This is a genomic window from Ensifer sp. ZNC0028, from assembly GCF_000799055.1.
GTDB lineage: Bacteria > Pseudomonadota > Alphaproteobacteria > Rhizobiales > Rhizobiaceae > Ensifer.
In genome coordinates this window covers 1-20,412 of sequence record NZ_JTLA01000161.1, presented here as the reverse complement: position 1 = coordinate 20,412, position 20,412 = coordinate 1, and the positions used below count along the sequence as shown (strand labels likewise).

At 63.9% G+C, this 20,412-nt stretch carries 26 protein-coding genes; 6 read left to right on the top strand and 20 right to left on the bottom strand.

Going from position 1 to position 20,412, the window contains the following annotated elements:
* Positions 1-90: 90 nt before the first annotated feature.
* The 5 genes from L981_RS30870 to tatA all read right to left on the bottom strand — a co-directional run bounded on the left by L981_RS30870 (position 91) and on the right by tatA (position 3,561).
* Positions 91-678, bottom strand: a complete 588-nt coding sequence (locus tag L981_RS30870) for a dual specificity protein phosphatase family protein (RefSeq protein WP_052202115.1) — start codon at positions 676-678, stop codon at positions 91-93.
* 111 nt (positions 679-789) lie between these two features.
* Positions 790-1,263 carry a Cys-tRNA(Pro) deacylase gene (gene ybaK, locus L981_RS30865; RefSeq protein WP_043625887.1) on the bottom strand — a complete coding sequence of 158 codons (474 nt, stop codon included), beginning with the start codon at positions 1,261-1,263 and terminating at the stop codon, positions 790-792.
* A gap of 20 nt (positions 1,264-1,283) precedes the next feature.
* Positions 1,284-1,637, bottom strand: coding sequence for an ArsC family reductase (locus tag L981_RS30860; RefSeq protein ID WP_043625884.1), 354 nt, complete (start codon positions 1,635-1,637; stop codon positions 1,284-1,286).
* Between the two features lie 113 nt (positions 1,638-1,750).
* Positions 1,751-2,383 (bottom strand): YitT family protein, encoded by a 633-nt coding sequence (locus L981_RS30855; protein WP_156134302.1) that lies wholly within the window; start codon positions 2,381-2,383, stop codon positions 1,751-1,753.
* Between the two features lie 8 nt (positions 2,384-2,391).
* Positions 2,392-3,561, bottom strand: coding sequence for a tyrosine aminotransferase (gene tatA, locus L981_RS30850; RefSeq protein WP_043625879.1), 1,170 nt, complete (start codon positions 3,559-3,561; stop codon positions 2,392-2,394).
* A gap of 15 nt (positions 3,562-3,576) precedes the next feature.
* On the opposite strand from tatA, the gene L981_RS34835 reads away from it, so the two are divergent.
* Together L981_RS34835 and L981_RS30845 are read left to right on the top strand one after the other, a co-directional pair.
* Positions 3,577-3,777 (top strand): hypothetical protein, encoded by a 201-nt coding sequence (locus L981_RS34835; RefSeq protein WP_156134301.1) that lies wholly within the window; start codon positions 3,577-3,579, stop codon positions 3,775-3,777.
* The gene (locus L981_RS30845; RefSeq protein WP_043625875.1) at positions 3,770-4,243 is read left to right on the top strand and encodes an Lrp/AsnC family transcriptional regulator; all 474 of its coding nucleotides are present in this window, start codon (positions 3,770-3,772) and stop codon (positions 4,241-4,243) included. Before L981_RS34835 ends, L981_RS30845 begins: the two co-directional genes overlap by 8 nt.
* 26 nt (positions 4,244-4,269) lie before the next feature.
* On the opposite strand, the gene L981_RS30840 is transcribed toward L981_RS30845, so the two are convergent.
* On the bottom strand, positions 4,270-5,328 hold the full coding sequence (locus L981_RS30840; RefSeq protein WP_043625872.1) for a succinylglutamate desuccinylase/aspartoacylase family protein: 1,059 nt from the start codon (positions 5,326-5,328) through the stop codon (positions 4,270-4,272).
* Positions 5,329-5,497: 169 nt separating this feature from the next.
* Between L981_RS30840 and L981_RS30835 the strand changes: the two genes are divergently transcribed.
* Positions 5,498-6,124, top strand: a complete 627-nt coding sequence (locus L981_RS30835) for a glutathione S-transferase family protein (RefSeq protein ID WP_043625869.1) — start codon at positions 5,498-5,500, stop codon at positions 6,122-6,124.
* 173 nt (positions 6,125-6,297) lie between these two features.
* On the top strand, positions 6,298-6,762 hold the full coding sequence (locus L981_RS30830) for a hypothetical protein (protein WP_043625866.1): 465 nt from the start codon (positions 6,298-6,300) through the stop codon (positions 6,760-6,762).
* Between the two features lie 123 nt (positions 6,763-6,885).
* On the opposite strand, the gene L981_RS30825 is transcribed toward L981_RS30830, so the two are convergent.
* The 6 genes from L981_RS30825 to L981_RS30800 form a co-directional block, all read right to left on the bottom strand.
* Positions 6,886-7,458, bottom strand: a complete 573-nt coding sequence (locus L981_RS30825; protein WP_156134300.1) for a 2'-5' RNA ligase family protein — start codon at positions 7,456-7,458, stop codon at positions 6,886-6,888.
* Between the two features lie 129 nt (positions 7,459-7,587).
* Complete coding sequence (locus L981_RS30820) at positions 7,588-8,001, bottom strand: GFA family protein (RefSeq protein WP_043625861.1); 414 nt, start codon at positions 7,999-8,001, stop codon at positions 7,588-7,590.
* Positions 8,002-8,122: 121 nt separating this feature from the next.
* On the bottom strand, positions 8,123-8,590 hold the full coding sequence (locus tag L981_RS30815; protein ID WP_043625859.1) for an SRPBCC domain-containing protein: 468 nt from the start codon (positions 8,588-8,590) through the stop codon (positions 8,123-8,125).
* The gene (locus tag L981_RS30810; RefSeq protein WP_043625896.1) at positions 8,587-8,916 is read right to left on the bottom strand and encodes a helix-turn-helix transcriptional regulator; all 330 of its coding nucleotides are present in this window, start codon (positions 8,914-8,916) and stop codon (positions 8,587-8,589) included. The genes L981_RS30815 and L981_RS30810 overlap by 4 nt, the downstream gene beginning before the upstream one ends.
* Before the next feature lie 48 nt (positions 8,917-8,964).
* The gene (locus L981_RS30805; RefSeq protein ID WP_043625857.1) at positions 8,965-9,699 is read right to left on the bottom strand and encodes an SDR family oxidoreductase; all 735 of its coding nucleotides are present in this window, start codon (positions 9,697-9,699) and stop codon (positions 8,965-8,967) included.
* A gap of 257 nt (positions 9,700-9,956) precedes the next feature.
* The gene (locus tag L981_RS30800; protein WP_043625854.1) at positions 9,957-10,715 is read right to left on the bottom strand and encodes an alpha/beta fold hydrolase; all 759 of its coding nucleotides are present in this window, start codon (positions 10,713-10,715) and stop codon (positions 9,957-9,959) included.
* Between the two features lie 147 nt (positions 10,716-10,862).
* On the opposite strand from L981_RS30800, the gene L981_RS30795 reads away from it, so the two are divergent.
* On the top strand, positions 10,863-11,309 hold the full coding sequence (locus L981_RS30795; protein WP_043625851.1) for a MarR family winged helix-turn-helix transcriptional regulator: 447 nt from the start codon (positions 10,863-10,865) through the stop codon (positions 11,307-11,309).
* A 101-nt stretch (positions 11,310-11,410) separates the two neighbouring features.
* On the opposite strand, the gene guaA is transcribed toward L981_RS30795, so the two are convergent.
* The 4 genes from guaA to L981_RS30775 all read right to left on the bottom strand — a co-directional run bounded on the left by guaA (position 11,411) and on the right by L981_RS30775 (position 14,685).
* A complete protein-coding gene (guaA, locus tag L981_RS30790) occupies positions 11,411-12,973 on the bottom strand; it encodes a glutamine-hydrolyzing GMP synthase (RefSeq protein ID WP_043625848.1) in 1,563 nt (520 codons plus the stop codon).
* A 94-nt stretch (positions 12,974-13,067) separates the two neighbouring features.
* Positions 13,068-13,706, bottom strand: a complete 639-nt coding sequence (locus L981_RS30785; RefSeq protein WP_043625845.1) for a 5'-methylthioadenosine/S-adenosylhomocysteine nucleosidase — start codon at positions 13,704-13,706, stop codon at positions 13,068-13,070.
* Complete coding sequence (locus tag L981_RS30780; protein WP_043625842.1) at positions 13,703-14,155, bottom strand: PaaI family thioesterase; 453 nt, start codon at positions 14,153-14,155, stop codon at positions 13,703-13,705. The genes L981_RS30785 and L981_RS30780 overlap by 4 nt, the downstream gene beginning before the upstream one ends.
* A 77-nt stretch (positions 14,156-14,232) precedes the next feature.
* Positions 14,233-14,685 (bottom strand): TspO/MBR family protein, encoded by a 453-nt coding sequence (locus L981_RS30775; RefSeq protein WP_043625839.1) that lies wholly within the window; start codon positions 14,683-14,685, stop codon positions 14,233-14,235.
* An 83-nt stretch (positions 14,686-14,768) separates the two neighbouring features.
* On the opposite strand from L981_RS30775, the gene L981_RS30770 reads away from it, so the two are divergent.
* Positions 14,769-15,323 carry a GNAT family N-acetyltransferase gene (locus L981_RS30770; RefSeq protein ID WP_043625836.1) on the top strand — a complete coding sequence of 185 codons (555 nt, stop codon included), beginning with the start codon at positions 14,769-14,771 and terminating at the stop codon, positions 15,321-15,323.
* A 13-nt stretch (positions 15,324-15,336) separates the two neighbouring features.
* Here L981_RS30770 and L981_RS30765 read toward each other — a convergent pair whose 3' ends face one another.
* The 4 genes from L981_RS30765 to L981_RS30750 all read right to left on the bottom strand — a co-directional run bounded on the left by L981_RS30765 (position 15,337) and on the right by L981_RS30750 (position 20,388).
* Positions 15,337-16,422 (bottom strand): DUF1513 domain-containing protein, encoded by a 1,086-nt coding sequence (locus L981_RS30765; RefSeq protein ID WP_043625833.1) that lies wholly within the window; start codon positions 16,420-16,422, stop codon positions 15,337-15,339.
* Positions 16,423-16,501: 79 nt separating this feature from the next.
* The gene (locus L981_RS30760) at positions 16,502-17,491 is read right to left on the bottom strand and encodes a magnesium transporter CorA family protein (protein WP_043625893.1); all 990 of its coding nucleotides are present in this window, start codon (positions 17,489-17,491) and stop codon (positions 16,502-16,504) included.
* 231 nt (positions 17,492-17,722) lie between these two features.
* Positions 17,723-18,838, bottom strand: coding sequence for an imelysin family protein (locus L981_RS30755; protein ID WP_043625829.1), 1,116 nt, complete (start codon positions 18,836-18,838; stop codon positions 17,723-17,725).
* Entirely contained in the window at positions 18,838-20,388 is a 1,551-nt protein-coding gene (locus L981_RS30750; RefSeq protein WP_043625890.1) for a di-heme oxidoredictase family protein, read from the bottom strand. The genes L981_RS30755 and L981_RS30750 overlap by 1 nt, the downstream gene beginning before the upstream one ends.
* Between the last annotated feature and the right edge of the window lie 24 nt (positions 20,389-20,412).

The following is a 20,412-nucleotide window of genomic DNA, read 5'->3' as shown; positions in this document are numbered from 1 at the left end:
CGCCCCGCCTGCGGGGAGAAGGTGGCCGGCAGGCCGGATGAGGGGCCGCGTCCGCGGACGGTCACCCGCCGATTTCCGCAGCAGCGGCCTTTAACTGCTCAGTCCGAACGACTTCTCGAGGGCTTCCCAGGTCTCGTCCATGGCGAAGGTGCCGGAGAGATAGGGAATGGCCACGTGTCCATAGAGTGGCGAAAGCTGCCACTCGGCCGTTTCCTCATCGACTCCTGCGATCTGCTGCAGGTAGATCGTCGAGACGAGCCCGGTGCGGTCGGCGCCGGCCTTGCAGTGGATCAGAAGCGGCTTCGGTGCGTCCCGGAGGATCGCCATCAGTACGTCGGTTTCCTTGCGGTCGATCTCGGCCGAAGCGGACATGGGGAAGTTTATGAGCCGGATACCGTTGCGCTCTGCGGCGGCAACCTCTTCGCGATACCAGCGCTCGCTCGGCCTTTCGCCGCGCAGGTTGAGAATGGTGCGGATGCCGTAGGCCTTGGAATAGGCAGCGATCGCCTCCGGCGTCGGCTGTGCCGAACGGTAGACCTCACCGGCCACGAGCGTATGGAAATTGCCGGTCCACTGAAGACCGACGAGATAGATAACCAGGCCCGCGACGAGTGCGACGACGGCGACGGCGAGGCGTTTCAGCAGACGCTTCGCGGTGAGAAATCTTGCAGATGCCATGAGACAGACCCGACGCCGTTCGTGCGCGGGTGTGCCTGCGATTGCTGCACAGTTTTTGCCCCGGCTATTCGGCACGTATTAGGCATCTGTGATGTTTTGATGGCGGCTGTTTCAGGCGATGAGCGGTGCAGCGATCGCCTTTAGCGCGGACTGGGCGTCGCGCGGTGCGAGCCGCACCTGCAGGCCGCGCTGCCCGCCATTGATGTAGACCTGCGCTTCGGCAAGTGCTGCCTCCTCGATCGCCGTCGGTACCAGCTTCTTCTGTCCGAACGGGCTGATGCCGCCGACATGGTAGCCGGTCAGCCGCTCGGCATCCGCCGGTTTCATCATCGCCGCCGACTTGCCGCCGAAGGCGGCGGCGAGCTTCTTCATGCTGACCTCACGATCGGAGGGCACGACGCAGCAGACCGGCTTGCCGTCGACCTCAGCCATCAGCGTCTTCAGCACCCGGCATGGATCCTCGCCAAGCGCCTCGGCCGCCTGGAGGCCGACGCGCTCCGCATTGGGATCGTAGTCATAGCTGTGCACGCTGAAGGCGACGCCGGCCTTCGAAAGCATCTGCGTGGCGCGCGTGGTCTTCGACATCGTCGTCGCTCCGAATGGGATCAGGCTTTGGCGAGCACCGCCTCGTAGAGGTCCGGCTTGAAGCCGACCAGGAGATTGCCGTCGGCTTCGAGCACCGGGCGCTTGATCATCGAGGGCTGGGCGAGCATCAGCGCGATTGCCTTCTGTTCGTCGAGGTCCTGCCTGTCGGCCTCGTCGAGCTTGCGGAAGGTCGTGCCGGCGCGGTTCAGCACCGTTTCCCACCCGGCTTCCTTGCACCAGCGCTCCAGATGCGGGCGGTCGATGCCCTCGGCCTTGTAGTCGTGGAAGCGATAGGCGACGCCCCGGCCGTCGAGCCAGGTGCGCGCCTTCTTCATCGTGTCGCAGTTCTTGATGCCGTAAATCGTAACCGTCATGCCCATGCTCCAGCCGCAGCGAGCAATTCCCGAACGCCGGGAATCGCGCAATTTCAAAGCGTGGCAGGAGTGATAACTGCCCGATGCGCGGGAGGGAAGACCGAGACCTTGCGTCAGGTCACGCCGACATAGCGCCCCGGCTTGTGATTGATCGCCAGCGTCATGTTGACGACCGCCGCGCCGATCACCGAAAGCACCAGGTTCGACGGCGGCAGCACGAGGAAGGCGGCCGCCAGAATGGCGAGATCGACTGCCAGCTGGAAATAGCCGGCGCGGATGCCGAACCGTTCCTGGAGATAGATTGCGACGATGTTGATGCCGCCAAGCCCGGTGCGATGGCGAAAGAGGATCAACAGGCCCATGCCCATCAGCCCGCCGCCGACAATCGCCGCATAGATCGGGTCGAGCCGGGCGATCTCCACCCAGCCGGCGGTCAGCCGGGAAAACAGCGAAACGAGGCTGACGGCGATGAAGGTGCGCAGCGCAAACATCCAGCCGAGGCGTTTGACCGCCAGGACGTAGAACGGCAGGTTGACAAGCGAAAAGACCAGCCAGAACTCGGCGCCGGTCGCATATTGCAGCAGCAGCGCCAGGCCCGACGTGCTGCCCGTGAGCAGCATCGCCTTGCTGTAAATGATGATGCCGAGCGACATGATCAGCGTGCCCGTCAGGATCGCCAGCGCATCCTCGTAGAGGCGATGGCGTTCGGCCGGGGTTTCTGTCGCGTCGATGCTGCGCTCGGCCATCATGGTCCTCAGAGGTTCTTGAAGTTGGCGATGACGCCGCCGACTTCGGCCGTCTTCAGGCCGGCAATGTTGATGCGGCCGGAACCGGGCATGTAGATGCCATGCTCGTTCCGAAGCCGCATGACGTCGGCCTCGGCGAGCGGCAGCAGCGAGAACATGCCTTCCTGGCTGGCGACGGCGCCGAGCGCCTGCCAGCGATCGCGCAGGCCTTCGGCGAGCGCGCGGCGGATGTTGGTGATGCGCAGCCGCATGGTTTCGAGTTCTTCCTGCCAGTCCCGCTTGAGCTCGGCGTCGGAAAGGATCATCCGCACGATGGCAGCACCGTGATCCGGCGGCATCGAGTAGCTGGTGCGGGCGAGGCCGGCGAGGTTGGAGCGGACCGTATCGGCCGAAGACGACGAGGCCGTCACCGCGAAGATCGCGCCGGCGCGCTCGCGATAAAGCCCGAAGGACTTGGAGCAGGAAACGGCAACCAGCGCTTCCGGCACGACGCCGATCAGGTGGCGGAGCCCGGCGACATCCTCGTCGAGGCCGCGGCCGAAGCCCTGATAGGCGAGGTCGACGAGCGGCAGCAGGCCGCGCTCGGCGATGACGGCGGCAAGCTCCATCCACTGCGCTTGCGTGATGACGCCCCCGGTCGGGTTGTGGCAGCTCGCATGCAACAGCACGGCATCGCCGGCTGCAGCACCCTGGAGTGCCGTCATCATGTTGTCGAAGAGCACGGTCTGCGTCGGCACGTCGAAGAACGGGTAACCGGCGGGCTCAAGGCCTGCCGTCTTGAAGATGCTGGCATGGTTCGGCCAGCTCGGGAGCCCGATCCAGATGCGCTTGCCGCCCATCTGGTGGATGAGGTCGGCCGCGAGCCGTAGAGCGCCGGAGCCGCCCGGCGTCTGCACGCCGGCGATATGGCTGCGATCGATCGTGTCGCCACCGACCAGCGTCCAGAGATGGTCGAGGAAGACGAGGTCGCCCTCGGGGCCGACATAGGACTTGCTGTCCTGCGTTTCGAGCAGGCGCTTCTCCGCGGCCTTGACGGCGCGGAAGATCGGCGTATGGCCGGTTTCGTCGCGGTAGACGCCGACGCCGAGATCGACCTTTCCGGGGCGCTCGTCCTTGCGGTAAAGCCCGATCAGGGCCAGCAACGGATCATCGGGTTGGCGGGTCAGAGCGTCGAACATGCCGGAAATTCCCCCTTGAGTGGCAGCGATGCGATATCGGTCGAGAAAGCCTGCCGGCCGCCGTTCCTCCGGCTGCCCTGCGGCTTTCTTCTTAAGTCAGCGCAAGCGCAAAATCGATGCGATATTTGCCACGGCGACAATATCGACAGCGTGCTATTTGCGCAAAACTCTGCAATTGATTTGCTGATTTGCGCGCTAGGGGCCGAGGATGGTTGAAAAGGTAGCGATGGAATTGGATCAGATCGACCGGCGGATCATCCGCCTGCTGGTGGAGGATGCATCGCTCAGCAACAACGCGCTTGCGGCGCGGGTCGGCCTTTCGCCGGCGCCGCTGTCGCGCCGCCTTGCCCGGCTCTATGCGGCCGGCGTCATCCGCCAGACGGTGGTCGTCGATCCGAAGGCAGCGGGCATCGGCTTCCAGGCCTTTGTCGAGGTGACGCTGGAGCGCACCGCAAGCAAGGTCGGCCAGCGCTTCATCGAGCTGGTGTCGCGCATGCCGGAGGTGGTGGAATGCCACACGGTCGCCGGCGATTTCGATTTTCTCCTGAAGATCGCGGTGCGCGACGTCGCCGATTACAAGCGCCTGCTCTGGAGCGAATTCGAGCAGATCGCCGAAATCAAGACGTTGCGCTCGACCATTCTGCTCGACAGCCCAAAGATGACGGCCGCCACGGGGGCGTGACGGCCGCTTGAACATTCAATGGCGTCCTAGGCTTCGAGCGACCCAGGTTTGCGCACGGCGCTCGACGGCGCAGCGCATGCGATCTTCATCAGGTCCGAGCGCCGGCGCGCAAGGCGCGTCGAGACGCGGGTGACGATCAGCCCGTCCTGCGGCGCGCGAACTTCGAGGGCACCATCCGCCTGGCCGGGGCGCGTAAGGATCGTTGCGAGCAGGTCGCCGGCCTTCACGCTCTCGCCGATATCCCGGTGGAACAGGATGGCGCCGGCCTCAGGCGCCCGGATCATTTCGATGTTGTCGAGCGGCGCGACGATGCCGGCGAAGGGTGCGATCGTTTCTTCGGCACCGGTCACGACGCCGCGGGCGACGAGGAAGCGGAAGACGCCTTCGGCATCCTTGCGGGCAAGTTCCGGATAGACGTCGCGCGTGCCGCGAAGCTCGACCGTCACCGAGAGGCGTCCCGGCAGGCGCGTCTTCTTCTGCCCGGTTTCATATTTCCAGGCATAGGCGACAGCCTCTTCGAAGGCGGAGCTTTCGCCGTCCGAAAGGAACACCGCTTCCATGTCGAGGGCCGAGGCGAGGTCGCCGGCTTCCGGCCAGAAGGCGTCGTCGATATAGGCGTATTGCAGCGCCTCGTCGTCGCAATGAAGATCCAGCATCAGGTCGGCGCCGAGCGCCATATGCAGCAGCTGCCGTTTCAGCCGGTCCGTTGCGGAGTAACGGTCGAGATCGTCGATCAGCCGGTCACGGTCGCCGAGCGCAATCAACGGGAAATCTCGGTTGAAATTGGTGCGCGATCCCAGTTCGAAGCGGCCCTGCAACTCGCCGAAATGCGACTGCGCGGCTCCGATCGGGTTTGCCTGGGGTACGACGGTGATGTCGCCGAGGATGGCGCCGTCCTTCTCCGCCTGCTGCAGCCGCTGCAGCAGGAAATGCGCAAGGGCAGTGCCCGGCAGCTCGTTGGCGTGCAACGCAGCCTGGATGTAGGTCTTGGGTGCGGCGGCTGTCCTGCCCTTGAAACGGAAGACCGGCAGGCGCCATTCGATGCCGGGCGTATCGCCGGCGATGATGATTTCGGAAACGTCCATGGGCTCCTCCCGTATCGTATGCTGATGGCGCTTATCGGCATTCCGGCGGCGCTCCGCAAGTCGCTAAAACAGGGGTGCGATTTCGGGTTGCGCCGATGGCGCTTTGCCTTTGACATGGAGGGCCGGCCTATTGTTCCTTGAACCGTCACCAAAGGCAGGAAACCGCAAGATGATCCTCATCGGCCAATACGACTCCCCCTTCGTGCGACGCGTGGGCATCGCGCTCAGCCTCTACGACATTCCGTTCGAACACCGTCCGTGGTCGTCCTTCGGCAATGCCGACGAGCTTCGCGCCTACAATCCGTTGACGCGCGTGCCGACGCTGGTGCTGGACGATGGGACGGTGCTTGCCGACAGCCATATCATCCTCGATTATCTCGACAGTCTCGTCTCCGACGACCGGGTCCTGTTCCCGCGGACGGAACCGGCGCGCCATCGGGCGCTGAGGATCGCCACGCTTGCGACCGGTCTCGGCGACAAGGCAGTCAGCCTTTTCTACGAGAAGCGGCTGCACGGCGCGGTCTCGGCGCTCTGGGTCGACCGCTGCCGTCGCCAGATCGAAGAGACGCTTCAAGTGCTCGAAACGAGCCGCGCGGAAGGCACGGGCGCCTACTGGTTCGGCGAGCGCATCGGCCATGCGGATATTGCCGTTGCGGCCGTGTTGCGCTTCCTCAAGGAGGTGCATCCCGATCTGGTCACGATGGGGCGCTATCGGCGGCTGCAGGCGCATGCAGACATGCTTGAAGCGCTTCCGGTGTTCCAGGCCATCAGCCAGCCCTTCATCCCGCCGGCATAGGGCCCGGCTTCTCGTCGAAGCCGGGCCGCCACATCACCAAGGCGTGATTGCCCGGCTACCTTCGGCCCGGTGCAATTTCCATCATCCGGTCACAAACGCGGCAGATTCTCGTTGCGAGGCTGGCGTTCAGGAGCCTCTTGGGCGTTTGATGCCTCTGGCAAAGGGGAATTTCCATGAAAATCACCCGCATTGCAGCCCTCACCGTTCTCTCGCTTTCTCCCTTCTTTTTTTCATCCGGTGCACACGCTCTGAGCATGAGCGAGTGCAGCGCGAAGTATAAGTCGGCGCAGGCTGCCGGTTCGCTCAATGGCATGAAGTGGAACGATTTCCGAAAAGCCCAGTGTGGCACGGAAGCTGCCGCCAAGCCGACCGCCATGACCAATGAAGAGCCCACTGCCAGCAACACGGAAAGTGCGCCCGAACCGGCCGCGACGACGGCCAAGGCGCCGAAGGGCGTGGTCTTCCCGAGCAAGGTCGATGCGAAATACTCTACGGAAACCGCCGGCAAGGCGCGCATGCACACATGCCTCGACCAGTACAACGCCGACAAGGCGAACAATTCATTGAACGGCCTCACCTGGATCAAGAAGGGTGGCGGCTACTACAGCATCTGCAACACGCAATTGAAGCATTCCTGATCTAAGGCCGTCCCGGCAGTCGGCATTTCGAGCCGCTGCCGCTCGATGCTGTCTCGCGGTGACCTGCCTTTGGCTGCGGCAACCCGTAAGCCGCCAAAGGCAGGTCATGGCACCGCTAGCGCTTTAGCGCGCCGGCAGCAGCGGCCAGCGGGCGAGGATCTTCGCGGAGCCCGTCCCCTTGCGCGCATGGATCAGAACGAGTTCGCGCGCCACCCAGGAGACCGGTTCTGAAACGCGGATCTCCGGCGCGACCCGATCGTTCCGGTAGAGCGTCATATGGGGGATTGCCGCGAGCGGGCGTTTGAGTGCCCCGATCTGCCGGACCAGCGCGCTGAAGCCCGGCGCGGCGTCGCGCGTCGTCAGGGCGCGCGGCCGGTCACGGCCATTGCCGTTGCTGACCAGCCTGTCGAGCCGGATCTCGACCGGTGGTACGTCGATGCGCGCACCCTGCCGCAGCGCATCCGCGACCGCGAAGTCGGGTATGCCGCGGCCCTGCCAGCGCTTGTCGACGGAGACGTGCAGGCGATCGGCCCGATAGATAAAGCCGTCCGCCGCCTGGTCGGCGAAATCCCTTTCGGCGATTGCCAGCGCCTGCGTGACGGCGGGCTCGTCCGGAAGCAGCGCGAAGTAGAGGATGTCGATTGCCGGAGCCGGCTGGGGACCACCGAGATGGAATGCGAATTGGTTCGACGACACGGCATCCTCCATTGCCCGGAGCGCGCACCACGACATGTGGCCTCAAAGGCAGATGGGGATGCCGGCCGACAATGCCAAGGACATCCGGTGGATAAGGGAAGACTTCGCCTGGTTGAGGTTCTTGCTTCGCTATTCCGTCGGCATCCGGCTAAATTTCTGCAGGTCCGGATCGAGACGGTCCCAGGCAAGGCCGCGCACGGCATAGGTCACCGCCTGCGGTCTGTAGCGGTTGGGATCGTCGAGGCTTGCCGCGCGAACGCTGAAGAACTCCGGCATGGCCGAGAAGGTCATGTAGACCGGCGAGCCGCAGGTGGGGCAGAAGCCGCGCGTCTTCACATGGCCGCTGTCGGCGACCATGTCCCAATGCGAGGCCTGGCCTTCGAGCTTCACGCCCTCGCGGCGGAACGTCATATGCGATCCGTGCCCGGTCCCGCTTTCGTGCTGGCAGTCGCGGCACTGGCAGTCGTTGGAAAAGACCGGTTCACTCGAGATCTCGTAGCGGATCGCGCCGCAGGCGCATCCGCCGATATAGGACTTGCTCATGCATTCCTCCTGTTGCGGGCACGGCAAAGCCGGCGCGCGGCCACACAGGGGCGCGCCGATCGAACGCTTTGCCTATCGAGGTGGGTACGGTGCCGGATCGCCGTGGCGATCCGCCTGGGCTTCACTGCTGTTCGTCGGTAACGGTGCCAAGGCGCGACAGGACCTTCGGCCAGCCATTGCTCATGTTGGCATAGGCGCTGTCGTTCTTCGGCGTGACGAAGCCGGAATGAACGAGCCGGAGGCGGGTGCCGTTGTCGACCTTCGTCAGCGTCCAGGTGACGACCGTATCGAGGCGCGAGCCGTAGCCGCTATTGCCCTCATCGCCGCCTTTCCAGGAGTAGACGAAACGCTCATGCGGGCGCACTTCCAACACCTGGCAACGGATGGTGCCATCCCACGCGCCGGCCGGCGTCGTCTGGAAAGTGAAATGGGTGCCTTCCACCGGTTGGAAGCCCGCCGGCTGCATGATCCAGCGGCCCATCAATTCACCGTTGGTCAGCGTCCTCCAGATCGTCTCAGGCGTATGCGGAAAGACCTCGTCGACGACGATATCCTGGGTCTCGAGTTTCAAGGCTGCTGCGTCGGTCATGGATCGATCTCCTTGAGAAGGGTGCGCAGATTGGCGAAGCGGTCGCGCCAGAAGCTGCCGTAGTGGCTCATCCAGTCGACGAGCGGCGCCAGGCCCTCGGGCTCGGCGCGGTAGTAGACGTTGCGGCCCTCCGGACGCTCGGCGACGAGGCCCGCCTGCTTCAGCGATTTGAGGTGCTGCGATATCGCGCCCTGCGTCACGCCGCTGCCGCGCGTCAGTTCGACGACGGTGATCTCCTCGGCATTGGCGATGCGCTCGAACACGGCGCGCCGGGTCGGATCGGCAAGGGCGCGCATGACGGCGGTGACGGGGGCGGTTTCGATCATCATGAATAAATGAATAGCGGATACTAATTGATTAGTCAATGCTATTGATTAATGCGAGCTCGCCGTCGGGCGCACGATGATCTCGCTGACGTCGACATCGTCGGGCTGGCCGATGGCGTAGGTGATCGACGATGCAACGGCGTCGGGACTGATGCAGACGGCCCGCCATTCCTTCATCGCCTCGCGCGCGCTGGGGTCGCTGATCGTATCGGCGAGCTCGGAGGTCGTTGTTCCGGGCGAGATGACGGTAACGCGGATGCGATCGGTCTCCTGCCTCAGGCCGTCCGAGATCGCCCGGACGGCGTACTTGGTGGCGCAATAGACGGCGGCCGTCGGCGACACCGAATGGCCACCGATCGAGGAGATGTTGATGATCTGCCCGGATCCTTGCGCACTCATGATCGGCAGGGCCGCGGCAATGCCGTAGAGCACGCCCTTGATGTTCACATCGACCATGCGGTCCCACTCGTCGATCTTGAGCGCGGCCAGCGGCGACAGCGGCATCACGCCGGCATTGTTGACAATGACATCGAGGCGGCCGAATTCGGCCTGGGCAAAGCGGGCGAAGGCGGCAACGTCGTCGCGGTCGGTAACGTCGAGCACGCGAAAGCGGACCTCGCCGCCGGCAGCGGCGATTTCGTCGGCGATGCGCTCCAGCCGGTCGGCTCGGCGTGCACCGATCACCACCTTGGCGCCGGCTGCAGCCAGCCTCTTGGCGGCGGCTTCGCCGATGCCGCTGCTTGCGCCGGTGATGGCCACGACTTTTCCCTGAACATTCTCCATGGATATCGCCTTTCGAGAGGTACGTTTCTGATTGGCTCGGGTGCTGATGCCCCTGAGTTGATGAGACGGAGGATAGAAAAGGCGATCCGCTCGATCGAGCGGCCAATCGAGGATGACGTGGTCAGAAGTTCTAACCAATGATGGCGACGGTGGAGCAGGGTTCCGCGCGGATTGGTCGTTAGGCTGACCCTGGAGACAAGCGAAAGGGCGAAGCTTCGCACTTCGCCCCCATTTCTGTCGCTGTCCGTTGAGGCCGCTTATTCGCTCGCCTGCGCGGCCTTCTCGATGATCGCGGCCACCGCCTCGGGCTTGGAGACGTAGATGGCGTGGCTGCCGGATGTCTCGACCACGGTGGAACCCGCCCGCTTTGCCATCTGGCGCTGGGCGGCCGGCGGGATCATGTGGTCGTCGGTCGCGACCAGGTAGAAGCTCGGCTTTTCCTTCCACGCCGGGGCGGTGACGGCGCCGGTTGTCGCTTCAATGCCCCACGGTACCTGGGAGTCGGCCATGAAGGCCGCAAGCTCAGGATCGACATCGGCCGCGAAGGCAGCAGCGAACTTTTGCTTGTCGAGCGAGAGGAAGCCATCGACCGGCGGCAGGATCGGCGGAACGGCCGCGCCGGCCGGCGGGTTGGCAATGAGCGAGGAAACGGACTCGCCCTTATCCGGCGCAAAGGCGGCGATGTAGACCACCGACTTCACCTTCTCGTCGGTGCCGGCTTCCGAAACGACCACGCCGCCATAGGAGTGGCCGACGAGCACGACCGGTCCGTCCTGCGCGGCGATCGCACGTTTGGTGGCCGCAACGTCGCCAGCAAGCGTCACAGTCGGATTCTGGACGATGGTGACGTTGTAGCCGTCCTTCTTCAGGAGGTTGTAGACGCCCTGCCAGCCGGAGCCGTCGGCAAAGGCGCCGTGAACGAGTACGACATTCTTGGTGGCGGGGGCTGCGTGGGCCGGTGTCAGCGCGCTTGCGGAGAGGGCGAAAGCGGCGGCGGTGATCAGGGACTTGAGCATTTCGGATCTCCTTCGGTGAGTTATTTTCGCGACATTGATTATCGCGATAATCATCGTATACGGCGACTCGGTTTTCTTGTAAAGATATTAATTATCGCGATATCTATTTTCGCGGCGAACGGCCGCAAGCGCCGCAAGGAGGCTGGAATGCCCGACGACCCGACAACGCTGCCGCTCGACAGCCAGCTCTGTTTCTCGATCTACTCGGCGTCGATCGCCATCAACCGCGTCTACAAGCCGATGCTCGATGCGCTCGGTGTGACCTATACGCAGTATCTCGTCCTGAGCACGCTTTGGGAGAGGGATGGACTGACGATCTCGGCGATCGCCGATCGGCTGGGTCTGGAATCGAGCACCATCACGCCGGCCGTGAAGCGCCTCGAAGCCGCCGGCTTCCTGGGTCGGCATCGCAGCGTCACGGACGAGCGGCAGGTCGAGGTCCATCTCACCGCGAAAGGACGCAGCCTGCACGTGAAGACCGGTTGCCTGACCGATGCGCTCCTGGAAAATTCCGGCTTCACGGTACCGGAAATGATCGACTTGAACGAACGGGTCCGGAAACTGCGCGATGGCATGCGCGACGCGGTGAAGTAACGCTGCATCCGGGCCGCCACTCTTCCGGGAAGCAAAAAGGGCGCGCCGAAGCACGCCCTCTAACATTTTCTATCGCCGACGCAGCAGATGCGTCCTCGCGTTTACTCCCACTCGATCGTGCCCGGCGGCTTCGAGGTGACGTCGTAGACGACGCGGTTGATGCCACGGACCTCGTTGATGATGCGCGTCGCCGCGCGGCCGAGGAATTCCATGTCGTAGTGATAGAAGTCCGCCGTCATGCCGTCGACCGAGGTGACGGCGCGCAGTGCGCAGACGAACTCGTAGGTGCGGCCATCGCCCATGACGCCGACGGTCTGCACCGGCAGAAGTACGGCAAATGCCTGCCAGATGGCATCGTAGAGGCCGGCCTTGCGGATCTCGTCGAGATAGATCGCATCCGCTTCGCGGAGAATCTCGAGCTTCTCGCGGCTGATGCCGCCCGGGCAACGGATGGCAAGGCCCGGACCCGGGAAGGGGTGGCGGCCGATGAAGCTGTCGGGCAGGCCGAGCTCGCGGCCGAGCACGCGCACTTCGTCCTTGAACAGTTCGCGCAGCGGCTCGACGAGCTGCATGTTCATGCGTTCGGGCAGGCCGCCGACATTGTGGTGCGACTTGATCGTCACCGACGGGCCGCCGGTGAAGGAAACGCTTTCGATGACGTCGGGATAGAGGGTGCCCTGAGCGAGGAAGTCGGCGCCGCCGAGCTTCTTTGCCTCTTCTTCGAACACTTCGATGAACAGGCGGCCGATGATCTTGCGTTTGGTCTCGGGATCGCTCTGGCCTTCCAGTTCGCCGATGAAGCGGTCGGATGCGTCGACGTGCAGGAGGTGCAGGTTGTAGTGCTCCTCGAACATCGCGACGACGTTCTTCGCCTCGTCCTTGCGCATCAGGCCATGGTCGACGAGGATGCAGGTCAGCTGGTCGCCGACAGCCTCATGGATCAGGAGCGCCGCAACCGAGCTGTCGACGCCGCCCGAGAGCGCGCAGATGACCTTCTTGTCGCCAACCTGCTTGCGGATCGCCTCGACTGCCTTGGCTCGGTAGGCCGACATCGACCAGTCGCCCTTGATGCCGGCAATCTTGTGCACGAAGTTGGAAATCAGCTTGGCGCCGTCGGGCGTGTGCACCACTTCCGGATGGAACTGCACGGCGTAGTATTTGCGCTTTTCGTCGGCGATGAAGGCGAAGGGCGCGTTGGCGGAGGTCGCGACGACCTCGAAGCCTTCGGGGATCGCGGTGACGCGGTCGCCGTGCGACATCCAGACCTGGTGGCGCGAGCCGACCGACCAGAGGCCTTCAAACAGCGGGCAGTCCTTCTCGACTTCGAGGAAGGCGCGGCCGAATTCGCGGTGATGGCCGCTCTCGACCTTGCCGCCGAGCTGGGCGCAGATGGTTTGCTGGCCATAGCAGATGCCGAACACCGGCAGGCCGGAATCGAAGATCACCGAGGGCGCACGCGGCGAGCCGATATCGAGCGTCGAGGCCGGGCTACCGGAGAGGATGACGGCCTTCGGCTTCAGTCGCTGAAAACCTTCTTCGGCCGACTGGAACGGCACGATTTCGCAATAGACACCGGATTCGCGGACGCGTCGGGCGATGAGCTGCGTCACCTGGCTGCCGAAGTCGACGATAAGGACGGTGTCGGGATGGGCTGTCTGGGTCATTGGGTGCCTTCAAACAAGCTTGATCATGGCGAGCCTTTAATGAAAGCCCGCCATCGACGCAACGATTCAATTGCACCCGGACAATTCCGGGGTTTTAGAGTGGGATCGCGCCACTCAAGACCGCATTCTCCAACCGGTCGATCACGCTTGCAAGCTTCTCGTCGATGACGTGAAGATACTCCGTCCAGTCGTTGACATGCTTCAGTTCGGCCTTGCCATCGGAAATGCCGCGAAGCGCAATCAGGGGAATTCCGAAGGACTGGCAGGCGCGTAAGACCGCGAAGGTCTCCATCTCCACCATGTCGGCGTCGATCCCATCATAGGCAGCGCCCGAAACGATGTTGGCGCCAGTCGAAAGCCGCGCCTCGGGCACGCCGGGGATGCGCAGTTGCAGCGGCACCACGGCCGGAAGGTCGAGAAACGGCGTTCTCCCCTTCTCGAAGCCGAGCGGCGAGGCGTCCATGTCGCGGTAGCCGACGGAAACCGCCTGGTAGACTTCCGTCTGTTCGAGCTTGGCCGCACCCGCCGAACCGAGGGAAACGACGAGATTGGGCAGGGCCCGCTCGGCCGAAAGTTCACCAAGCGTGCGCGTCAACACGACGGCCGCCTCGACCGGGCCGACGCCGGTCATCAACGGCTTGATCCGGTCTTTCAGGTGCGGACCGTATTCGGCATCCACGGCCATGACGTAGAGCACCTTGCGTCCGGCAACGTCCTTGACGGCAAAACTCATCCTTCGATCCCTTCGCGTCCGCGCACCACCATCATCGTTCCGGTCATAGAGGCGATCAGCTTCGCCGGTCCGTCGGAGCGGATCGCATAGCCGCGGCCGTCGGAAACGATGATCGTCGAGCCGGGCTTGGTCACCTCGCCGCGGAACAGGAACCGCTCGCCGCGTCCGGGCGAAAGCAGGTTGACCTTGAATTCGATCGTCAGGATCGAGGCATCCGGGTCGATCACTGAATAGGCCGCATAGGTGCCGGCCGAATCCAGCGCTGCGGAGATCACGCCGGCGTGCAGGAAGCCATGCTGCTGCGTCAGCTTGTCGTCGAAGGGCAGCTCGATTTCGACCGTGCCCTGCTCGACCAGTGTCAGTTCGGCGCCGATCGTGCGCATCGCCGCCTGCCGCGCAAAACTGTTGCGGATGCGGTTTCGGAAATCGGGGGGATCACGGTCGTCCATCAGTCCATGGGCCTTTTGTGTCGCGCGGCATCATTATGCTGGGCGGACAGTGGCACGCTCATGAAGGTCCGACAAGTTCAATTCATGAGCAAAATCGCGCTGTTGAGTGCGGTCGCAAACGCAACCCAGGCGAGATAGGGGAGGAACAGCAGGGCCGAAAGACGGTCTCTTTGCCAGCTTGCGATGACGAAGCCGGCGACCGCGATCACGAGCGCAAGGATGACGATCAACGCCGACGAGATATCCTGCATGCCGAAGAACAGTGGCGACCAGAGGAAATTGAGGATCATTTGCGCCAGCCACAGGCGCATGGCGGCGGTACGGCGATGGTCGAGAAAGATCCTTGCACCGGCGATGCCGATCATCACGTAGAGGATCGACCAGACCGGCGCGAAGACCCAGTTCGGCGGATTGAAGGCGGGTTTTGCCAGCGACTGGTACCATTCGCCGGGGATGTTGTTGTAGCCGATGAGAAGGCCGAGGCCGAGAACGGCGGCGATGAAGATTGCGTAAACGATCGGTCTGTTCATGGCTTCGACAGATAGAACAAACTTTGACGCTTTCCAGCGGCCTTGCCGTTTTGAAGCCGTGATGTGTCACCTATATCATCGCCATGAAGAGCTTCAGACGCATCGACATCCGCCCGGCCGGCCCGGATGACATCATGATGATCGCCTCCGTCATCGTCGAAACCTGGCGATCGACGTTCCGCGGGCTGATTTCCGATGCCTTTCTCGACGGCATGAGCATCGAGGAACAGGCGCTGCGTCACGCAAGGCGCATGCGCATCGCCGATGTGTTCCATCTGGTTGCGGTCGACATGAGCACGAACAGGGTGATCGGCTTTGCCAATTACGGCAAGGCGCGCTCGATGCCGCCGCGGTTCGACCGGGAGCTCTATGCGCTCTATATCCTCAAGGAGTTCCAGGGGGCCGGCATCGGCTCGGCACTGGTGCGCAGCGTCGCCGGCCACTGCCGGGAGTTGGGCGGAAAGTCGCTCTTTGCCTGGGTGCTTTCCAGCAACCCGAGCCGGGGTTTCTACGAGCGCCTCGGCGCCGTTGCCGTCGGCCAGGGACAGGTGAGCCTCGGTGGCGAAAACCATGACCAGACCGCCTATCGCTGGAACGATCTGGCAAAGCTCTCGGGCGACGGCCGCTTTTCGGCCTGAGATCGCTTTGGCGCTAAACCAGCCGCACGATGTGCTGGTCCCAGGCCACGCGGCTCTTGTTGGCCTTGAAGTGGCCGTCATAGGAGGAAACGGCAAAGCCGTGATCGGCGCTGGCGACCCCCGCCGCATCGACGACGCGCTCTTCCTTCAGCACCGCGCCGGTTCGTGCGTCGAGCGTCACCGCCACGCCGCCCTTCGGAGACGTCAGCCCGATCAGTCCCTCGTTCCGGTTGACGGCAATGGCGCCGACATAATTCGCCAGCGCTTCGGTCGTGCGCTCGGGCAGCGACAGGAACTTCAGGTCCTCTCCCTGGGAAAACGAGCCGACGAGCGGCGGCAGATCGTTGCGCGCGCCTTCGTATTGGCAGGCAAACCAGATTTCGCCCTTCGGACCGATGTCGACATGGCGTGTTGAAAGACGGCTGAGATCATCCGGCAGACCGTGCTTCTGCACCAGCGCGCCGGTCGTGGTATCGACCAGGGTCAGGCTCGGCTGCATGTGGTCGAGATTGAGCTTGGTGCGGCCGAAATCCGGATGGGTCTCGATGCCGCCATTGGCGATCGCCAGCAGCTTCCCGCTGGCGCTCAGCGTCATGTCGTGCGGGCCGATGCCATAGGTCGGGAATTCGCCTATGCGAGCGAAGTTATCGCTGCCGTCATAGATACCGACCATGCCGCGGTTGGCGGCAAAGTCGTTCTCGGTGGCATAGAGCAGCTTGCCGTCTCCTGAGAAGCAGCCGTGGCCGTAGAAATGCCGGCCGTCGGCTGCGGCAATCACGATCGGCTCGGCCGTGCCGTCGGTCGCAAGGATCATCGCATAGGTGCCGGGTCTGCGGGCAAAGGCGACGGCGCGGCGGCTGACCGGCGAATAGGCCATGCCGTGGGCTCGGGCCGGCAGCGCCGTGCGGTCGATGATCTCGCCGGTTTCCGTCAGCGTCGCAACGCCATAGCTGCCATCCGGTGCCATGAAGGCCGAGGCGAAGACGGCATCCGCCCGGGTCAGGGCGAATGCTCGCTCAGGCGCGAGGCTCGCCATCCAGGCAGCGCCCGCCATCTTCAGGAAACTGCGCCGGTCGATCAGGCCCGTGGCGGCTGTCATGCCATCCTCGCTCGTCGTGGAAATCTGCAAGCCCTGGGCGGAGCTCCCGCTCAGGGCCGCGATGCAGCAGGTTGCGCGCTCAGAGCCATCCCCGGCGCTTGAAGTAGAAATAGGGCACGATCGCCGAGATCACCATCAGCATCAGTGCCGCAGGGTAGCCGAATTCCCACTGCAGTTCCGGCATCACCCCGAAGTTCATGCCGTAGATCGAGGCGACCAGCGTCGGCGGCAGGAAGACGACGGCGGCAACCGAGAAGATCTTGATGATCTGGTTCTGCTCGAGATTGATGAGGCCAAGCGTTGCGTCGAGCAGGAAATTGATCTTGTTCGACAAAAACAGCGCGTGGTCGCCGAGCGACGTCGCGTCCCGCTGGATCAGCTTGATCCGCTGCCGGCTTTCCTTGCCCGCCTTGCGCGGCCCCATGCCTTCGAGCGCCACGTGATAGGCAACCAGCCGGCCGATGCTGACCAGGCTTTCGCGGATGACCGTCAAGAGATCGCCCTTCTGGCCGATCTGCTCGATCAGCGATTGCAGGTCGCGCGTCTTCTTGGTGGCGCTGGCATTGGTCTTGCGGAACACATCCCGCGAAATTCCGTCGACCTCGCTGCCGGCGCGCTCCAGCGCATCCGCCGTACGGTCGATGATCGCCTCAAGCAGCCCGAGCATCACCAGTTCGCCGCTCTCGCAGATCTGGCCGTTGGCCTTCTGAATGCGGTTGGAAAAATTCTGGAACGGCTTCGGGTCCGCGTGGCGCACGGTAACCAGCGTCGTGCCCTTGAGAATGAAGGTCACTGGCACCTTGACCGGATAATCGCTGTCGAGCTTGGCCGCTGCCGTCATCGTCATGAATTCGGCGCCAGCCTCCTGGTAGAGCCGGTCGGAAAGCTCGATCTCCTGCATCTCGTCGCGGGTTGGGATCTCGATGCCGAGTTGGCCTTCGACGAGCCGCGTTTCCTCGGTCGATGGATTGTAGAGGTCGTACCAGATTGCCGGCGTCGGCAGGGCGATGCCGTCGATCATGTCGACAAGCACGAGGTGGCTGTTCTGGCTTTTGTAGATGCGCAGCATATTGGGCTCCATAGGGCGAGTCATCCGACCGCCTGAAGCCCTGATCAATCAGGACCGGACGGCCGTGAGCGGGAAGGCTCGACTTCGACTGTCGGGGTTCATTGGGAGTTGGTCCTTGTGGTGAAACGTGCCCGCGAGAGCGGACACGGGAAGGGCTTTGCGCCCAAAAGCCGTGATTGTCAACACTCTGGGTTTGAACGGGATGCGGGCGGAAAACCGCGCGCATTTTCCTCAGTCGCCGTCGGCAAAGGAGAAGCCGGCGCCAAGCCCGATCGCGCCGCCGAAATCGTTGTTCAGGCGGTTGAGCAGGTCGTTGACGTTGAGCGACAGGAAGGCGAGCTTGCTGCGTTTGTCTTTGTCGACAAGGGCGGCGTCGATCGGCCCGTCGACATTGCCGGCCATGCTGATCACCGACTTGAAGACGAAGTCGGCCGAACCCGCGACCGAGCGGCTGTCTTCCGGCAGCAGGCTCTGCATGTCGGCCACGTCGAACAGGGTCTTCAGCCCCCGAACGTTCGCGGCGATCGACGGCATGGTGTTGCCGGAGCGCCAGTAGATCGCGAGCTTCGGATGTCCCTTGTCGTCCTTGCCCTCGTAGAACGGTTTCAGCCGCTGGTCCTTCACCGTCTCGACGCCATGGACGAGAATGCCGAGCAGTTCGGTTGCCGCCTCGCGGTTTTCGCGGAACTCAGGATTGTCGGGCCCCGGATGTTTCCAGGCCGCCTGAATACCGTCGGGCTTTTGCCACGCGGCCAGGAACTCGTTGGCGATGGTGTCGAGGTTCTTGGTGATCGCCAGGCCGTAGCGGCAGCGGAAATCGCCGTCCTTGTTCAGAAGCGTCTCGGCGCCCGTGCCGTAGAGCACGTATTCGAGCGCGCCGAGGCCTTGCGCTGCGACGCTCTTGCCCTTGAGCCTGGCTTCGTCCGCAGCGCTTTCGTCCTTCTTCGAGACGATCGCCTGCACCTGCTTCAAGCCCGTGCTCTTGCGGTCGGGGTAGAACAGGAACCGCTCGAACCGGTTCTGCTCAAGCGCCGGACCAAGCCTCACCACCTCGATCGCCGACCAGGCGCCGACCACCTCGGAAAACGCAGCGCGAGCGCCATCGACCGTCGCCTGCGACGGCGCCGCGCAGAGCTTGGCCGTGGCATTTGTAGCGGCGGCGGTCTTTTCCGTGAGGTTGCGGTAGCCGGGGATGATGAAGTCGTCGACGGCCTTGGCCATGACCGCAGGCACGGCCGCCTCGTTGACGACGCGCGGCGAGAGCGCGCTTCCTTCCTGGGCCACTGCGGGGAAAACGGCCGCCAGCGTCAGGGCAAAAGCGAGAGTAAGCGTATGCGTGCGGGGCATCAGAGTGACTCCAGGAAGGCAAGGAGATCGCGGCGATCGCCTGCGGCAAGGGCGGCAAAGGCATCACGGGCCTTCTGCCCTTCGCCGCCGTGCCAGAGGATCGCTTCGGTGAAATTGCGGGCGCGTCCGTCGTGCAGCAGGAAAGTGTGCCCACTGACGGTCTTCGTCAAGCCGATGCCCCAAAGCGGCGGCGTGCGCCACTCGCGGCCGGTAGCCACACCCACCTGCTGCCCGTCGGCAAGACCCTCGCCCATGTCGTGCAGCAGGAAATCGGAATAGGGCCAGATCAGCTGGAAGGACTGCGCCTTGCCCACCGCATCGCGTCGGGTGACGAATTTCGGCGTGTGGCAACTGGTGCAGCCGAGATCGTAAAAGACCTTCTTGCCGCGGAGCGTTTCGGCAAAGCTCGCCTTGCGCCGCGCCGGCACGGCGAGGTTCTCCGAGTAGAAGGTCACGAGGTTGAGCACCGGGTCGGGCGCCTCTGTGGGGCCGAGGCGCGCCTGCTCGCCGGTCGGCATGGTCAGGCATTTTTTCTGGGCTGCGGTGCAATCGCCGTGCGGCCGGTCGGCGTCGGGAGACGAGATGCCGATATCGGTGGCGAAGGCATCGGCGCTCTGCTGCCGGACGGTGGCGTTCTGCGCCTTCCAGCCGAAGCGGCCGAGCATCAGCTTGCCGGTCTTGGCATCCCGCGTCAGCGCCGGCCGGCCGCTGATGCCGTCACCATCCCTATCGTCGGGGTCGGCGTTCGCCAGAATATCCGCCTCATGGATCGCCTCGATCAGGCCGAGGCCGATCATCGGCTGCGCCACGCGCGGCGAGAGCGTCGTTGCCGGATCGAGCGGTCCGTAGGCAAGGTCGGCGACGGAATAGCTGGGCCGGCGCAGAGACGCGGTTTCGCCGTCAGGAAAGGTGAAGGGCTCTTCGGTGTAGCTGACCTTCAGATGGCCTTCGGCAGCAAGGCCGGGCACGGCGCTGTCCTGAAGCTGGGCGCCATAAACAGGGTCGCCGAAGTTCACCACTTCGTGCGCCGCAATCAGCCGGCGTTCCTCGTCGTCGCGGGGCGGCCGCGCCAGGCGGAAGAACATCGAGGTCGTATCGACGGCACCCTCCGGCGGCCGGCCGCGCCCGTCCTTCAGGTGACAGCTCTGGCAGGCGCGGGCGTTGTAGAGCGGGCCGAGCCCGTCGGAGGCCTGGGTGGAGGAGGGGGAGGAAACCCAAAGCTTGCGAAAGAGCGCGTTGCCGAGCTTGAAGCCCTCTTCCTCTTGGAAGGTGAGGTTGGCCGAAAACTGCGAAAAACTGTCGGCATTGACGGGCGCGATCGAGGTCGCAGCACCCCCGGACATGGCCTCGAAGGTTTCCGCCTTGGAGAAATCGGTCGCAGGCCGGGTCACCGCCTGCACGCGCTTGCGGTCCTTGTCGCCGAGATCGGAGCGTTCGGTCAAAAGGCCATCGCCGGCGAAGGCGGGCAGGGCCGTGGAAAGCGCTTGCACGAGAAGAAGCGCGTAAAGGCGGGAAGCGCCGAGTTTCATCTCAGGAGGATCGGGCCGCATCTTTATCGATGCGGCCCGCCTTTT

Excerpts from the sequence above, each read along its gene's own strand:
- L981_RS30870 (WP_052202115.1), bottom strand. The coding sequence starts at position 678 with ATGGCATCTGCAAGATTTCTCACCGCGAAGCGTCTGCTGAAACGCCTC.
- ybaK (WP_043625887.1), bottom strand. The coding sequence starts at position 1,263 with ATGTCGAAGACCACGCGCGCCACGCAGATGCTTTCGAAGGCCGGCGTC.
- L981_RS30860 (WP_043625884.1), bottom strand. The coding sequence starts at position 1,637 with ATGACGGTTACGATTTACGGCATCAAGAACTGCGACACGATGAAGAAG.
- L981_RS30855 (WP_156134302.1), bottom strand. The coding sequence starts at position 2,383 with ATGGCCGAGCGCAGCATCGACGCGACAGAAACCCCGGCCGAACGCCAT.
- tatA (WP_043625879.1), bottom strand. The coding sequence starts at position 3,561 with ATGTTCGACGCTCTGACCCGCCAACCCGATGATCCGTTGCTGGCCCTG.
- L981_RS30845 (WP_043625875.1), top strand. The coding sequence starts at position 3,770 with ATGGTTGAAAAGGTAGCGATGGAATTGGATCAGATCGACCGGCGGATC.
- L981_RS30840 (WP_043625872.1), bottom strand. The coding sequence starts at position 5,328 with ATGGACGTTTCCGAAATCATCATCGCCGGCGATACGCCCGGCATCGAA.
- L981_RS30835 (WP_043625869.1), top strand. The coding sequence starts at position 5,498 with ATGATCCTCATCGGCCAATACGACTCCCCCTTCGTGCGACGCGTGGGC.
- L981_RS30830 (WP_043625866.1), top strand. The coding sequence starts at position 6,298 with ATGAAAATCACCCGCATTGCAGCCCTCACCGTTCTCTCGCTTTCTCCC.
- L981_RS30820 (WP_043625861.1), bottom strand. The coding sequence starts at position 8,001 with ATGAGCAAGTCCTATATCGGCGGATGCGCCTGCGGCGCGATCCGCTAC.
- L981_RS30815 (WP_043625859.1), bottom strand. The coding sequence starts at position 8,590 with ATGACCGACGCAGCAGCCTTGAAACTCGAGACCCAGGATATCGTCGTC.
- L981_RS30810 (WP_043625896.1), bottom strand. The coding sequence starts at position 8,916 with ATGATCGAAACCGCCCCCGTCACCGCCGTCATGCGCGCCCTTGCCGAT.
- L981_RS30805 (WP_043625857.1), bottom strand. The coding sequence starts at position 9,699 with ATGGAGAATGTTCAGGGAAAAGTCGTGGCCATCACCGGCGCAAGCAGC.
- L981_RS30800 (WP_043625854.1), bottom strand. The coding sequence starts at position 10,715 with ATGCTCAAGTCCCTGATCACCGCCGCCGCTTTCGCCCTCTCCGCAAGC.
- L981_RS30795 (WP_043625851.1), top strand. The coding sequence starts at position 10,863 with ATGCCCGACGACCCGACAACGCTGCCGCTCGACAGCCAGCTCTGTTTC.
- guaA (WP_043625848.1), bottom strand. The coding sequence starts at position 12,973 with ATGACCCAGACAGCCCATCCCGACACCGTCCTTATCGTCGACTTCGGC.
- L981_RS30785 (WP_043625845.1), bottom strand. The coding sequence starts at position 13,706 with ATGAGTTTTGCCGTCAAGGACGTTGCCGGACGCAAGGTGCTCTACGTC.
- L981_RS30780 (WP_043625842.1), bottom strand. The coding sequence starts at position 14,155 with ATGGACGACCGTGATCCCCCCGATTTCCGAAACCGCATCCGCAACAGT.
- L981_RS30775 (WP_043625839.1), bottom strand. The coding sequence starts at position 14,685 with ATGAACAGACCGATCGTTTACGCAATCTTCATCGCCGCCGTTCTCGGC.
- L981_RS30770 (WP_043625836.1), top strand. The coding sequence starts at position 14,769 with ATGAAGAGCTTCAGACGCATCGACATCCGCCCGGCCGGCCCGGATGAC.
- L981_RS30765 (WP_043625833.1), bottom strand. The coding sequence starts at position 16,422 with ATGACAGCCGCCACGGGCCTGATCGACCGGCGCAGTTTCCTGAAGATG.
- L981_RS30760 (WP_043625893.1), bottom strand. The coding sequence starts at position 17,491 with ATGCTGCGCATCTACAAAAGCCAGAACAGCCACCTCGTGCTTGTCGAC.
- L981_RS30755 (WP_043625829.1), bottom strand. The coding sequence starts at position 18,838 with ATGCCCCGCACGCATACGCTTACTCTCGCTTTTGCCCTGACGCTGGCG.
- L981_RS30750 (WP_043625890.1), bottom strand. The coding sequence starts at position 20,388 with ATGCGGCCCGATCCTCCTGAGATGAAACTCGGCGCTTCCCGCCTTTAC.